Annotated in this window: 15 protein-coding genes; 8 read left to right on the forward strand and 7 right to left on the reverse strand. The window is 63.1% G+C overall.

The window, feature by feature from the left end:
* Positions 1–276, forward strand: a 276-nt coding sequence (locus BBX50_RS20275; RefSeq protein WP_065777133.1) for an IS5/IS1182 family transposase, incomplete at its 5' end; no start/stop codon positions are given.
* Between the two features lie 13 nt (positions 277–289).
* On the opposite strand, the gene BBX50_RS20280 is transcribed toward BBX50_RS20275, so the two are convergent.
* From BBX50_RS20280 to BBX50_RS20310, 7 genes are all read right to left on the reverse strand, one after another.
* Entirely contained in the window at positions 290–595 is a 306-nt protein-coding gene (locus BBX50_RS20280) for a PilZ domain-containing protein (RefSeq protein WP_065777134.1), read from the reverse strand.
* A 154-nt stretch (positions 596–749) separates the two neighbouring features.
* Complete coding sequence (gene purB / locus BBX50_RS20285) at positions 750–2,051, reverse strand: adenylosuccinate lyase (protein ID WP_065777135.1); 1,302 nt, start codon at positions 2,049–2,051, stop codon at positions 750–752.
* A 62-nt stretch (positions 2,052–2,113) separates the two neighbouring features.
* On the reverse strand, positions 2,114–2,671 hold the full coding sequence (locus BBX50_RS20290) for a hypothetical protein (RefSeq protein WP_139108302.1): 558 nt from the start codon (positions 2,669–2,671) through the stop codon (positions 2,114–2,116).
* Complete coding sequence (locus tag BBX50_RS20295) at positions 2,668–3,411, reverse strand: DUF2259 domain-containing protein (RefSeq protein ID WP_065777136.1); 744 nt, start codon at positions 3,409–3,411, stop codon at positions 2,668–2,670. The genes BBX50_RS20290 and BBX50_RS20295 overlap by 4 nt, the downstream gene beginning before the upstream one ends.
* The gene (gene rpe / locus BBX50_RS20300; RefSeq protein ID WP_065777137.1) at positions 3,408–4,085 is read right to left on the reverse strand and encodes a ribulose-phosphate 3-epimerase; all 678 of its coding nucleotides are present in this window, start codon (positions 4,083–4,085) and stop codon (positions 3,408–3,410) included. Before rpe ends, BBX50_RS20295 begins: the two co-directional genes overlap by 4 nt.
* A gap of 76 nt (positions 4,086–4,161) precedes the next feature.
* Complete coding sequence (locus tag BBX50_RS20305; protein WP_065777138.1) at positions 4,162–5,169, reverse strand: P1 family peptidase; 1,008 nt, start codon at positions 5,167–5,169, stop codon at positions 4,162–4,164.
* Positions 5,166–6,254 carry a branched-chain amino acid ABC transporter substrate-binding protein gene (locus BBX50_RS20310; RefSeq protein WP_065777139.1) on the reverse strand — a complete coding sequence of 363 codons (1,089 nt, stop codon included), beginning with the start codon at positions 6,252–6,254 and terminating at the stop codon, positions 5,166–5,168. The genes BBX50_RS20305 and BBX50_RS20310 overlap by 4 nt, the downstream gene beginning before the upstream one ends.
* Positions 6,255–6,592: 338 nt before the next feature.
* On the opposite strand from BBX50_RS20310, the gene BBX50_RS20315 reads away from it, so the two are divergent.
* The 7 genes from BBX50_RS20315 (at position 6,593) to BBX50_RS20345 (ending at position 12,352) form a co-directional block, all read left to right on the forward strand.
* Positions 6,593–7,042, forward strand: coding sequence for a flavin reductase family protein (locus BBX50_RS20315; RefSeq protein ID WP_083213751.1), 450 nt, complete (start codon positions 6,593–6,595; stop codon positions 7,040–7,042).
* A 126-nt stretch (positions 7,043–7,168) separates the two neighbouring features.
* On the forward strand, positions 7,169–8,098 hold the full coding sequence (locus BBX50_RS20320; protein ID WP_065777141.1) for a MoxR family ATPase: 930 nt from the start codon (positions 7,169–7,171) through the stop codon (positions 8,096–8,098).
* A 1-nt stretch (position 8,099) separates the two neighbouring features.
* Positions 8,100–9,356, forward strand: a complete 1,257-nt coding sequence (locus BBX50_RS20325) for a VWA domain-containing protein (protein ID WP_065777142.1) — start codon at positions 8,100–8,102, stop codon at positions 9,354–9,356.
* A 19-nt stretch (positions 9,357–9,375) separates the two neighbouring features.
* The gene (locus BBX50_RS20330; protein WP_065777184.1) at positions 9,376–9,708 is read left to right on the forward strand and encodes an XdhC family protein; all 333 of its coding nucleotides are present in this window, start codon (positions 9,376–9,378) and stop codon (positions 9,706–9,708) included.
* Between the two features lies 1 nt (position 9,709).
* On the forward strand, positions 9,710–10,417 hold the full coding sequence (locus BBX50_RS20335; protein WP_065777143.1) for an XdhC family protein: 708 nt from the start codon (positions 9,710–9,712) through the stop codon (positions 10,415–10,417).
* On the forward strand, positions 10,414–12,030 hold the full coding sequence (locus tag BBX50_RS20340; RefSeq protein ID WP_065777144.1) for a molybdopterin-binding/glycosyltransferase family 2 protein: 1,617 nt from the start codon (positions 10,414–10,416) through the stop codon (positions 12,028–12,030). Before BBX50_RS20335 ends, BBX50_RS20340 begins: the two co-directional genes overlap by 4 nt.
* A gap of 4 nt (positions 12,031–12,034) precedes the next feature.
* On the forward strand, positions 12,035–12,352 hold the full coding sequence (locus BBX50_RS20345; RefSeq protein WP_065777145.1) for a TfoX/Sxy family protein: 318 nt from the start codon (positions 12,035–12,037) through the stop codon (positions 12,350–12,352).
* The last annotated feature ends 47 nt before the right edge of the window (positions 12,353–12,399 follow it).

The raw sequence follows: 12,399 nt of genomic DNA on the forward strand, positions 1-12,399 counted from the left end.
CAGCGCGGCGCCGCCGTGCTGGCTGATAAAGCCTATGACAGCAATGCCTTGCGGCAAACGATCACCAGCATGGGAGCCGAAGCGGTGATCCCGTCAAACCGTTCGCGCAAGATCATCATTCCGCACGACGAAGCCGTCTACAAACATCGCAACCGCATCGAGCGGTGCTTCAACCGAATGAAGCACTTCCGACGCTTCGCCACCCGATACGACCGCAGAGCAATCCACTTCGAAGGCTTCGTCTATCTCGTCGCCGCAATGATCTGGCTGCGATGAATGTCGATTCGTCCTAGCGGAAGTGCTTGTAATAGGACGAAATCTGCGCGGCCGTATTGGACGACAGATTGAGCTTGATGCCGATCTTGTCACCGCGATACCAGCGAACCATGCCCGTCAGGAAGCCGAGCTCCTCGCTTCGGATCGTCACTTCCTGCCCCGTCTTGGCGCCGATGTCAAAAAGGAGCTGGAAGCAGATGCCCTCGGCCGAAAGGTCCTTGACGACGCCGTTGCTGGAGCCGGACTTGACGGTGACCGTTCCCGTGATTTTCGTTTGCGTGCGCTGCGTCGTCCGCTCGACACTGTCCTTGTAGGCCATGTGATCCTCAGAAACCTGGTTGACAGGCCCTGATCATCGCACGTGATGATTGAATATCCTGCTAAGAAAAATGCCCGCATTTGACCGAAGTGCGCCAAATGCGAGCATGTTCGTAGAGTTGCGGCGCGCCAGGCGGCACCCGCAGCTTCGGGCGTTAGCCGAAGACGCGCTTGAAAATCGTGTCGACGTGCTTGGTGTGGTAGCCGAGGTCGAACTTTTCGCGGATGTCGTCCTCAGAGAGCGCCGCACGGACTTCGGCGTCCGCGAGCAGCTCTTCGAGGAAGTCCTTGCCCTGTTCCCAGACCTTCATGGCGTTGCGCTGAACGAGGCGATAGGCATCCTCACGCGAGACACCGGCCTGGGTGAGTGCAAGGAGCACGCGCTGAGAGTGAACAAGCCCGCGGAACTTGTTCATGTTCTTCGTCATGTTCTCGGGGTAGACGAGCAGCTTGTCGATCACGCCGGTCAGACGCGCCAGCGCGAAATCGAGCGTCACCGTCGCATCCGGGCCGATCATGCGCTCGACCGAGGAGTGCGAGATGTCGCGCTCATGCCAGAGGGCAACGTTTTCCATGGCAGGGACGGCAAAGGCGCGGACCATGCGGGCGAGACCCGTCAGGTTCTCGGTCAGAACGGGGTTGCGCTTGTGCGGCATCGCCGACGAGCCCTTCTGGCCCGGGGAGAAGTACTCCTCGGCTTCGAGAACTTCCGTGCGCTGCAGATGGCGGATTTCCGTCGCAAGCCGTTCGATCGAGGAGGCAATGACGCCGAGGGTGGCGAAGTACATCGCATGGCGGTCACGCGGGATGACCTGGGTGGAAACCGGTTCCGGCTTCAGGCCAAGCGCCTTGGCGACGTGCTCTTCGACACGCGGGTCGATATTGGCGAAGGTGCCGACGGCGCCGGAGATCGCACAGGTCGCGACTTCTTCGCGCGCGGCCAGCAGACGCTGCTTGCAGCGATCGAACTCGGCATAGGCGAGCGCCAACTTGACGCCGAAGGTGGTCGGCTCGGCATGGATACCATGCGAGCGGCCGATCGTTACCGTGTCCTTGTGCTCGAAGGCACGGCGCTTCAGTGCTTCCAGCAGCTTGTCGAGATCGGCAAGCAGCAGATCGGTCGCACGGACCAGCTGGATGTTGAAGCAGGTATCGAGCACGTCGGACGAGGTCATGCCCTGGTGAATGAAGCGGCTGTCCGGACCAACGAATTCGGCAAGGTGCGTCAGGAAGGCGATGACGTCATGCTTGGTGACGGCCTCGATCTCATCGATGCGCGCGACATCGAAGGTGGCAGCGCCACCCTTTTCCCAGATCGTGCGGGCGGCGTCCTTCGGGATCACGCCGATCTCGGCAAGCGCATCGCAGGCATGGGCCTCGATCTCGAACCAGATGCGGAATTTCGTTTCCGGCGACCAAATGGCCACCATTTCCGGTCGGGAGTAGCGCGGGATCATGGGCTTTAGCTTTCGTGGTCAGAGGAGGATGGCCGTGCCTCTAGCAAAGATAGCCGCGAAGCTCAACGCTGTTCGCCCCGGCCGTTTGCCAGCCACAGGCTGACGCCGAGCAATATAGCACCGCCAACGGGCAAATAGAGGCGAAGGCCCATCACCAGAAACTGATAGAAGGCGATGGCCGTGGTGAAGGCGAACTGGAAGAGCCAGGTTCTGGTTCCGACGGGGGCGTGCCATTGCGCATAAAACGCCCGGTAGTCCAATGCAAAAAGCATTGCCGTCATTCCGATGGTGCCGAGCGCCAGGAAGAAGAGATAGGCAGCGAAACGCGTTTCTATTCTGCGCTCCAATGCGGCGAAGCGAGCGAGAAACAGCGACGGCGGCCAGGCCATCAGCGCGCCGACCCCGAACAGAACAAGCAATTCCGACAGATGGAAGGTCAAAGCCCGTTCACGAAGCCAGAGGCCGAACCAGGCCGAAAGCGTCATCGCCGCCCCCCAGAGAGATGCGCCGATCACCAGTTCCCTGGCCGCCGGAACGGACCGGGCGAAGCGGCTTTTCTTCCGGGTGCCCGCCGCCGCATGGTCGGCTTTCGCGTCGATGCCGGCGGCCGCCTCGTTCATTTCGCGACCCGCGTCGGGATCGCAATCCAGCGTCCGTCTGTCGTGCCTTCAAAGCCGAGCGACTTGACGAGGACCATGATGACATGGGTTTCGGAGCCGTCATCGTTCCTGTGGGTCACGGCGCCGCCAAGCTGGTAGCCCGTCGGGCAACGGCGGCTCTCCGGTATGCGGTTGTCATCCTGCAGGACGTCTGTCGCCGGCGTGCCCGCCTTCATCGTCATCGACAGGCGAAAGCCTCTAATCTCCTTGAGGAAATCCTTGCAGATTCCATTCGGCTCGAAGGTCTTCTCTTCAAGCGTCACCGAATAGGTCTCACGGAACGCTTCGTCGGCCGCAAAGGAATCGTAGGTCAGGCTCAGCGGCTTGGCGTTGGCCTCGGTGATCGGATTATAGGCGGCCAACAACCCGGGCGCATCCGCCAGGCGATAGGCCTCGATCAAGGGCGCTGCGCGTCGACGGGCCTCGTGGCGCGCCTTGGAGAGCGGGCTGCCATCCTCGCGGCCGACGGCACGCACCGGCGCGCCCGGCAGGAAAGCGTCATTGCGCGTGTCGATCACATAGATGGTCGAATAGGGAAAGCCCGAGCCGTCCTGGACGCCGTATTCCTCGAAGGCAAAGACGTTGCCATCGGCCGAAAAGCCGATCGGCTCGAAGGCGGCATAGTCGCCGGCAAGTGCCGGCGGTGCGACCGCCACGGCGGCCGCGAAGAGCAGAGCGGGAGCTCCGGCACCTGTCCTCATCGATAGGCCTTCTCGGCTGGCGCGCGGATCGCCTCGATGGCCGCGCGATAGGCTTCTACCGAACCACCCTTAAAGATCGCCGAACCGGCGACGAGAACATTGGCGCCGGCGCCGCTGGCAACAGCGGCGGTGTCGGGAGCAATGCCGCCGTCCACCTCGATCTCGATCGGCCGATCACCGATCATCGCCTTGATACGGCGGATCTTTTCTGCCGTGGCTTCAATGAATTTCTGTCCGCCGAAGCCTGGGTTGACGGTCATGACCAGGATGAGGTCGACCTGATCGAGCACGTATTCGATGGCGCTTTCGGGTGTTGCCGGGTTGAGCGAGACGCCGGCCTTCTTGCCGAGCGAACGCACCGTCTGCAGCGAGCGATGCAGATGTGGGCCGGCCTCGGCGTGGACCGTCAGGATATCGCAGCCCGCCTTGGCGAAAGCCTCGAGAAACGGGTCAGCGGGCGAAATCATCAGGTGGCAGTCGAACGTCGCATCGGTGTAACGGCGCAGCGACTTGATCACGTCAGGGCCGAAGGTGATGTTCGGCACGAAATGGCCGTCCATGACATCGAGATGGATCCAGTCCGCGCCGGCCTCGACGACGTCGCGAACCTCCTGTCCGAGCTTGGAGAAATCGGCCGCCAGGATCGACGGTGCAATGCGGATAGGATGGGTCATGGCGCACTCCAGCGTGTTTTGTCGCGCAATAGCACCGGCGGGCCGCGCAAACAACATGCTGGCGATCAAAGCTGCGTCAGCTGAGCTGCGACCAGCACGGCATGAGGTCGTTTTCGACTGGCGTGGCGTCATGAACGCCGCGGGCGATTGCGCGCGCCATCGTCGATGCCGCCACCGCGCCGAGGTCGATGAAATCCTCGAGTGTCGGCGTCTTGCCGCTGGCACCGGTCGCAAGCGCGAAGATGAGATCGCCGTCGAGCGGCGTGTGTGCAGGCCAAAGCCCGCGGGAAAAGCCGTCATGGGCGGCAATTGCCAGGCGCTTGGCTTCAGCCTTGGTGAGCACCGCATCGGTCGCAATCACGGCAATCGTCGTGTTGGCGGCAGCGGACTGCCGGTCACGAAACTTGATCCGGATATCGGCGACATCCGCCGGCAGGGGATGAGGCAGGCCGAGACCGCCGAATTCGCCATCCATTTCGAAGGGAGCCGCCCAGAAATGCTGACAGCTCCCAACGGTCGCTGAACCGAGTGCATTGACCGCAACGAGCGCGCCAATGGTGATGCCACTCGGCAGCACGGTCGAGGCGGAGCCGAGGCCACCCTTGACGGTCGCGGTCAGCGCGCCGGTACCGGCACCCGCCGTTCCGGTCGCAAAGTTCGAGCCGGCGCGGCGAACAGCCTCGAAACCGAGCTCGCGATAGGGCGGGAAACGCCCCCAATCCTTATCGCCGCCGTTGATCAGGTCGAACAGGATGGCCGTCGGTACGATCGGTATGCGATGCGGGCCGACGGCGAAACCGCGGCCCATCTCTCTCAGCGCGGCCTGAGCGCCGGAAGCCGCATCGAGCCCGAAAGCCGAACCGCCGGAAAGCACAAGACCATCAACCGTCTGCACGGTGTTGTGCGGAGCGAGCAGATCCGTCTCCCTGGTACCGGGAGCGCCACCAAGCACCTGTACGGCCGCCGTTGCCGGCGGATCGCAGACAATGGCGGTGACGCCGGATTTCAGGCGGTGATCCTCGGCGTTGCCAACCGTCAGCCCCGCGACGTCGGTGATCAGGTTCAAGGGTCCTGTGCGGATCATGGGGCTCTTCCTTCCGCGGCCGCCGGTACGAACCGGCTGCCTTGCCACTGCATCAGACGATAGGGATTTTCCGCACGCTCATGCTTGTCATTGAAAGCAGTGAGGCCGAGGACGGTCGGGTAGGGGCCCTTGGCGATCGCTTCGGCAAGCGACTTGTCGTCCTCAGCCGCACGATCCTTGGCCTGCTCCAACAGAGCCATCGCTGCGAATGCCGGCATCACATAGCCTTCAGGTTCAAGGCCGGCGGCGCGCATGTCGTCGGCAAAGGGCTTGCCTTCGGGCGATTGCGACGCGTCCGGCAACGTGACAGCGAGCACGCCGTCGGCGAGAGGCACAGTGAGATCGGCGGCGTTCAAGGCGTCGCCGCCGAGCAAGGCGAGGCTCGCCCCCTCCGCCAGCGCATCGCGGGCGATCACCGCCGTGTCCTGCCGGTCGCCGCCGGTGAAGACATGGGTGGCGCCGCTCTTGACCAGGCGCCGCACCAGATTGATCTGCTGTTCCTGTGCCGGCCGATAGGTATCGCTGAACACGGGCGTCATTCCGATTTCGCCGAGCGCGGAGCGTACCGTCTCGACCAGTTCCCTGCTGTGGATCGTGCCATCGTCGACGAGCGCGATTGGTTTACCCTTCCACCGGTCCAAAATCGCGTCGACAACGGCTGCTGCCTCCGCATTGCCGCTCGGCGCCAGGCGAAACAGCGGCCATTTGTTCTTGAGGGCGTCTTCCATCAGGATATCGGAACGCACACTGAGCGTGATTGCCGGCAGACCGGCTTCGGCAAGCGCCGGCAACGTCGCATCCAGGCTTTCGGTGCAGAGAAAGCCGATCGCCGCCTCGGCGCCGGAAGCCAGTAACGCCTTCGTCAGGGCTTCGTTGCCAGCCGTATCACAAGTCTCGGGAATGACGACGATTTCGCTGCCGTGATCACCCGCCTTGAACGCGGCGCCATCGACAATCTGCTTGCCCAAGAGTGCAAACGGACCTTCGACCGGTGCGACGACCGCCACCTTGATTCCAGCTGCCGCTGCGGGTGCCGCCTGGGCCACTCCGGCAAGGATGAGGGTGGTGACAATCGTTCGAAGCATTCACTTTCTCCGCTGCCGCCTGTTTCAAGGGTCAGAATCGATCCGACACGAAACCATGCGGCCAGCCCCAACAGCTACCGCTTCCGTTGCCGCTCGCCTCAGGCGTGCGGCACGGTAGTGTCGCATGTTTTAAGGATGTGCCCTGCGGCGTCAAAGGAAAAGATGTCACCCGTCACGAAGAAGGTTCTAGCTGCGTCGTCGCCATGTCGCAGATCTGCAAGATTCTCCTGCAAACGGGTTTCATATTTCCTACTACCGTCTATGTATGTGCCTGACATCGCCCGGAGAAAGATGTGTTGGAGAAGACCCGGCTGGACCCTATCAGTTATCGCGACGCGATGAGCCGCCTGGCCGGTCACGTGCAAATCATCACCGCAGCCGACGGCAGCGAGCGGCGCGGCGTGACCGTTACTGCGTCCTGCTCCGTTTCCGACAGCCCACCAACCGTTCTGGTCTGCCTCAACGGCGCCAATCCGCGCAACGAGATCTTCACGCGCAGTGACAGTTTCGCCCTCAATCTGCTTGGAGACGAGCACCGAGCGCTGGCGCATGCCTTTTCCGGACGCGATCAGCTGGACATGGACCGGCGCTTCGCGCTTGGTCAGTGGACGCAATTGACCACCGGTTCTCCGATCCTCGTCAATGCGACCGCCGCCTTCGATTGCCGCCTGATCGAGGTCAAGACCATAGCCACGCATCTGGTGCTTTTCGGCGAGGTGGTTGACGTGGCGATTGGGCCGTCACGCCCGCCGCTCATTTATGTGGACCGCGGATATCACTCGCTATAAGTTTGACGTGGCGAGAACACGTGTCTTTCTGGACGTGAGAATATCGCCATAAGCCCTTGAGTTAGCAAGGAGACTTAATTTCCTTGCGAGCATCAAGCGATCGACTCGAGCCGTGGCGGAGGAGACATGGCGACACAGGCGACAACTGGCCTGCCGCAGTCCATCGAGGAGACGATGGCGCTGCTGGAGGCACATGACTATCTGGCCGGAACGGCGCTGGCGACGGTGCTGTTTCTGGCGCTCAGGATGAAGCGCCCGCTCTTTCTCGAGGGCGAAGCCGGAGTCGGCAAGACCGAGATTGCCAAGGTTCTGGCAAAGGCGCTCGATCGGCCGCTGATCCGGTTGCAATGCTACGAGGGTCTCGACGTCGCCTCGGCCGTTTACGAATGGAACTATCCGGCACAGATGCTGGAAATCCGCCTTTCGGAAGCCGCCGGCAAGGTCGACCGCAAACGGATCGAGAGCAACATCTTCTCCGAACGCTTCCTGATCCGCCGCCCGGTTCTGCAGGCGATTTCATCCGAGCCGCGCCGCGCGCCGGTTTTTCTCATCGACGAGCTCGACCGCACGGACGAGGCGTTCGAGGCGTTCCTGCTCGAAGTTCTCTCGGACTTTCAGGTGACCATTCCGGAGCTCGGGACCATCCGCGCCGCCGAGCCGCCAATCGTCATCATCACCACCAACCGCACACGTGAAATTCACGATGCGCTGAAGCGCCGCTGCCTCTACCACTGGGTCGACTATCCGAAAGCAGCGCAAGAACTCGAAATCATCCGCCGCAAGGTGCCTGGCTGCAATCAGACATTGTCACGGGAGGTCATCGCCTATGTGCAGAGGTTGCGCACCATCGATCTCTTCAAGAACCCTGGCGTGGCTGAGACGATCGACTGGGCAACGGCCCTGACGGAGCTCGATCGGCTGGCGCTCGATCCGGAGACGATCGCCGATACGCTGGGCACACTCCTCAAATATCAGGACGACATCGCCCGGATCGACGGCGCAGAGGGGCGCAAGCTGCTCGCCGAGGTCAAGGCGGAACTGCTGGCGGCAGGCTGACATGGAAGAGCGGGAGCTGCACACGGGCAGTGCGTTTCTCCCGCCGGTTGCGGAAGACGGCGGCCGGCTTGCCGACAACATCGTCTTCTTCGCGCGGGCCCTGCGGCGCGCCGGCATCAAGATCGGCCCCGGTACCATCGCCGACGCCATTGATGCCGTCGCACTGATCGGCATCGGTGACCGGGACGCATTCTATGCGGCGCTGCAGTGCGTTTTCGTGAAGCGCCACGAAGACCAGCCGGTGTTCGATGAAGCGTTTCGTCTGTTCTGGCGATCGCGTGGCCTCGTCGAGAAGATGATCGCCATGATGTCGCCACTCGCACCGGAGCGCGAGAGCCAGCGCCTGGAGCGGCGGGCAGGCGAAACGCGCGTCAGCGAAGCGCTGCTTTCGGGGCACGAAGCCGACCGCCCGGCACGCGACGAGCCCGAGATCGAGGTCGACGCGCGGTTCACGGTCTCCGGTCGCGAATTGCTGCGCAGAGCCGATTTCGCGCAGATGAGTGCTGTCGAGCTCGCCGAGGCCAAGCGCGCACTTGCCGCGTTGACCTTGCCGATGGACCGTGTGGTCACGCGCCGGTTTCGACCCTCACGCCGGCAGATCCGCATCGATCCCCGCGCCACCATGCGCGATGCCATGCGCTTTGGCGGGGAGCTGATCCTGCCACGCTTTCGCGAGCGACGTTTCGTCCATCCGCCGCTTGTGGTGCTCGCCGACATCTCCGGCTCGATGAGCCAGTACACCCGTATCTTCCTGCATTTCCTGCACGCGCTGACCGAAGAGCGTCGACGCGTGCACACGTTCCTGTTCGGTACCCGGCTCACGAATGTCTCACGCCAGTTGCGCAACCGCGATCCGGATGCCGCCATCGACGACTGCGTCACGGCTGTCAAGGACTGGTCCGGCGGCACCCGGATCGGCGAGACGCTGCATGATTTCAATCGCCGCTGGTCCCGTCGCGTGCTTGGGCAAGGCGCCATCGTGCTGCTGATCACCGATGGTCTCGAGCGGGACGATGTGGGCGACCTTGAGATCGAAATCGACCGGCTGCACCGGTCCTGCCGGCGGCTGATCTGGCTCAACCCGCTGCTGCGGTTTGACGGCTTCGAGGCGCGCGCCCGCGGTGTCAGGGCCATGCTGCCGCATGTTGACGAATTCCGGGCGGTGCACAATCTTGAATCGATTGGTGAGCTGGTGAAGGCGCTTTCCGGGCAGGGCTCCCGGCAGGCCGACCCGAGGCGGTTTCTCGCGCCACGATGATGGCATGGAAGGTGGCAAGATGTTGGGGGCAGCGAATATTTTGGATCCGCTCGACGTCGCCGAGGCCTGGATCAGGGAAGGGCGCAAGGTGGCGATCGCGACCGTGATCGAGACCTGGGGCTCAGCGCCGCGCCCTGTCGGCAGCCATCTGGTGATCGACGGCGAAGGCAACTTTGAAGGCTCGGTTTCCGGCGGTTGCGTCGAAGGCGCAGTCATCACGGAAGCGGCCGATGTCATCGCCTCCGGCGCGCCGAGAATTCTCGAATTCGGCGTCGCGGATGAAACCGCCTGGCGCGTCGGGCTTTCGTGTGGCGGCAGGATACGGGTGTTTGTGGAGCAGGTCGTCGGCTGACATGGAACAGGCAATCCTAGGGACACTTAATCGGGCACGCGCAGCGCGGCGCGCTGCCGTTACGTTCAGTGATCTTGCCGACGGGGGCACTCAGATTTTTCTCGAGGGTGACGACTGTCCGGCCCCCTGGCGCCTCGCCGTTGCGCGTGCCTTGCAATCCGGCAAAGCCGGCTTCGTCGAAACCGAGCATGGATCGTTCTTCTGCAATGTCTATCTGCCGCCGCCGCGCATTCTCGTCATCGGTGCCGTGCACATTTCCCAGGCGCTGGCACAGTTGGCGCCGGTTGCCGGCTTCGACATGACGATCATTGATCCGCGTACAGCCTTTGCAACGCCGGAGCGCTTTGGTGGCGTCGAGCTCATTGCCGAATGGCCGGAAGATGCCCTGAAGCTCCGGCCACTCGACCGCTTCACGGCCCTCGCGGCCGTTACCCACGATCCGAAGATCGATGACGCGCCGATCCGCGCGGCGCTGGCGGCCGATTGCTTCTACGTCGGCGCGCTCGGTAGCCGGAAGACCCACGCGGCGCGCGTCGACCGGTTTCGGCGAGCAGGCGTCGCGGACGCTGAGATCGCTCGCATTCGAGCGCCGATCGGCCTCGATATCGGTGCTGCGAGCCCCGCCGAAATCGCCGTCGCAACGCTCGCCGAGATCATCGAGGCGCTGCGACGGCGGGACGTCGGCCCAGCCGAGGGCGGTGCGCCATGAAGTTCGGGCCGGTCAAGGTCGTCGACGCGGAAGGGGCGGTTCTTGCCCATGCAGTGAAGGCCGGTGATCTCAGGCTGCCGAAGGGACACCGGCTTGCAAGCACCGACATTGGGGCATTGACCAGTTCGGGAATGGAGGAGGTCATCGTTGCCAGGCTCGATCCGGGCGACCTCATGGAAAACGAGGCGGCAGCTCGAATAGCTTCCGCCGTTGCGCCTGATCATCTCCGGTTCTCGCCGGCGGCAACCGGCCGCGTAAACGTCTACTCGCAAGTCGACGGCCTCTTCGTCGCAACACGCGAAACCATCGATCGGCTGAACCGGATTGAGCCGGCGATCACTCTGGCATGCCTTGCCGATCACGTGCCCGTGCGGGCCGGTGATATGGTCGCGACGATCAAGATCATACCACTCGCTGTGGCAGGGCATTTTGTCGAACAGGCGCATCGACTGCTGAGCAGCCAGCCGGCCTTCGAGGTCAAGCCATTTGCGGCACGTCGCGTTGCGCTCATAGCAACTGAGTTGCCGACCCTGAAGACCCAAGTCATGGACAAGACGCACGCCATTCTGGCCGCGCGCCTCCGGCAATCGGGAAGCGAACTTGGGACCGAACGGCGGGTCGGCCACACCGAGGGCGCCGTCGCCGCCGCAATCGACGACTTACGCGCCAGCCACGACCTTTTGGTCGTATTCGGTGCTTCAGCCGTTGCCAATCCGGATGATGTCATTCCGGCGGCGATCCGGCTTGCCGGCGGCGTCGTCGATCACGTGGGCATGCCCGTCGATCCGGGCAATCTTCTCGTTCTTGGCCGCGTCGGCGAAACACCGGTGATCGGCGCGCCCGGATGCGCCCGCAGCCCGCGGGAAAACGGGTTTGACTGGATACTGGATCGCATCCTTGCCAATGAGTGGCCAAGCTTCGCCGACATTACCGGCCTTGGCGTTGGCGGGCTGCTGAGCGAAATCCCGACCCGGCCGCAACCCCGCGAAAATGCAACGGCGTTGCCATTTTCTCCTGTCGAGATTGTTGTCCTGGCCGCCGGACGCGCGAGCCGGATGGGGCCGGGCGGCGGGCACAAACTGCTGGCAACCTTCGACGGCGTGCCGCTGGTGCGCCGGAGCGTCGAAATCGCGATCGCCGCGGCTCCCGGCAGGGTGACTGTTGTCACCGGCCATCGCGAAGGCGATATCCGTGCCGCGATCAAGGGGCTGCCGGTAAAATTCGTCTCCAACCCAGACTATGCTTCCGGTATGGCGTCGTCGCTTACCGCAGGTCTTTCGGCCATTGGCGCGCGTGCTGCCGGCATGCTGGTGATGCTCGCCGACATGCCGGGCATAAGCAGCAACGACCTGCACAAGCTCACCGCGCGCTTCAGCGCCGAAGGCGGTCGTGCTGTCATCCGCGCCACCGCCGAAGGGCAACGGGGCAACCCGGTGATCCTGCCGCCGCAGACTTTTTCTGCCATCAGGCTTCTGGTTGGTGACGTTGGCGCAAGGCACATCATCGAGAAATGCGGACTGCCGGTCATCGATGTCGAACTTGGCTCAGCCGCCAGGCTCGATCTCGACACGCCGGAGCAGATCGTCGCTGCCGGCGGCACCCTGGAGGAATAGACACTTGGACAATGCTGCCATTGAAGAGATGTTCGAGACGCTCGGACCGGTGACGATCAAGCGGATGTTTGGCGGCAAGGGTATCTATTTCGAAGGCGTGATCTTCGCGCTGGAGGTCGATGGCGAGATTCTGCTGAAAGGCGACGACCAGACGGCGCCGGCCTTAGAGGCAGCGGGTTCCAGGCAGTGGGCCTATGAAGGCAAGGGAAAGCCGGTGAAGATGCCCTATTGGAGCATCCCGGACGATGCCTTCGATGACCCCGACGAAATGGCGCGCTGGGTGCGGCTTGCCTATGATGCGGCCTTGCGCGCAAAGAAATAGGTTAATCGATCACGCCCCGATCGGCGCCACCGGGACAACAAGCATCA

Source organism: Ensifer sp. LC11 (assembly GCF_001695835.1).
GTDB lineage: Bacteria > Pseudomonadota > Alphaproteobacteria > Rhizobiales > Rhizobiaceae > Ensifer.

What these genes read in the sequence shown, in the direction of transcription:
- BBX50_RS20280 (WP_065777134.1), bottom strand. Translation starts at nt 595, where the DNA reads ATGGCCTACAAGGACAGTGTCGAGCGGACGACGCAGCGCACGCAAACG.
- BBX50_RS20305 (WP_065777138.1), bottom strand. Translation starts at nt 5,169, where the DNA reads ATGATCCGCACAGGACCCTTGAACCTGATCACCGACGTCGCGGGGCTG.
- BBX50_RS20315 (WP_083213751.1), top strand. Translation starts at nt 6,593, where the DNA reads ATGAGCCGCCTGGCCGGTCACGTGCAAATCATCACCGCAGCCGACGGC.
- purB (WP_065777135.1), bottom strand. Translation starts at nt 2,051, where the DNA reads ATGATCCCGCGCTACTCCCGACCGGAAATGGTGGCCATTTGGTCGCCG.
- BBX50_RS20310 (WP_065777139.1), bottom strand. Translation starts at nt 6,254, where the DNA reads ATGCTTCGAACGATTGTCACCACCCTCATCCTTGCCGGAGTGGCCCAG.
- BBX50_RS20340 (WP_065777144.1), top strand. Translation starts at nt 10,414, where the DNA reads ATGAAGTTCGGGCCGGTCAAGGTCGTCGACGCGGAAGGGGCGGTTCTT.
- BBX50_RS20320 (WP_065777141.1), top strand. Translation starts at nt 7,169, where the DNA reads ATGGCGACACAGGCGACAACTGGCCTGCCGCAGTCCATCGAGGAGACG.
- BBX50_RS20335 (WP_065777143.1), top strand. Translation starts at nt 9,710, where the DNA reads ATGGAACAGGCAATCCTAGGGACACTTAATCGGGCACGCGCAGCGCGG.
- BBX50_RS20330 (WP_065777184.1), top strand. Translation starts at nt 9,376, where the DNA reads ATGTTGGGGGCAGCGAATATTTTGGATCCGCTCGACGTCGCCGAGGCC.
- rpe (WP_065777137.1), bottom strand. Translation starts at nt 4,085, where the DNA reads ATGACCCATCCTATCCGCATTGCACCGTCGATCCTGGCGGCCGATTTC.
- BBX50_RS20325 (WP_065777142.1), top strand. Translation starts at nt 8,100, where the DNA reads ATGGAAGAGCGGGAGCTGCACACGGGCAGTGCGTTTCTCCCGCCGGTT.
- BBX50_RS20295 (WP_065777136.1), bottom strand. Translation starts at nt 3,411, where the DNA reads ATGAGGACAGGTGCCGGAGCTCCCGCTCTGCTCTTCGCGGCCGCCGTG.
- BBX50_RS20290 (WP_139108302.1), bottom strand. Translation starts at nt 2,671, where the DNA reads ATGAACGAGGCGGCCGCCGGCATCGACGCGAAAGCCGACCATGCGGCG.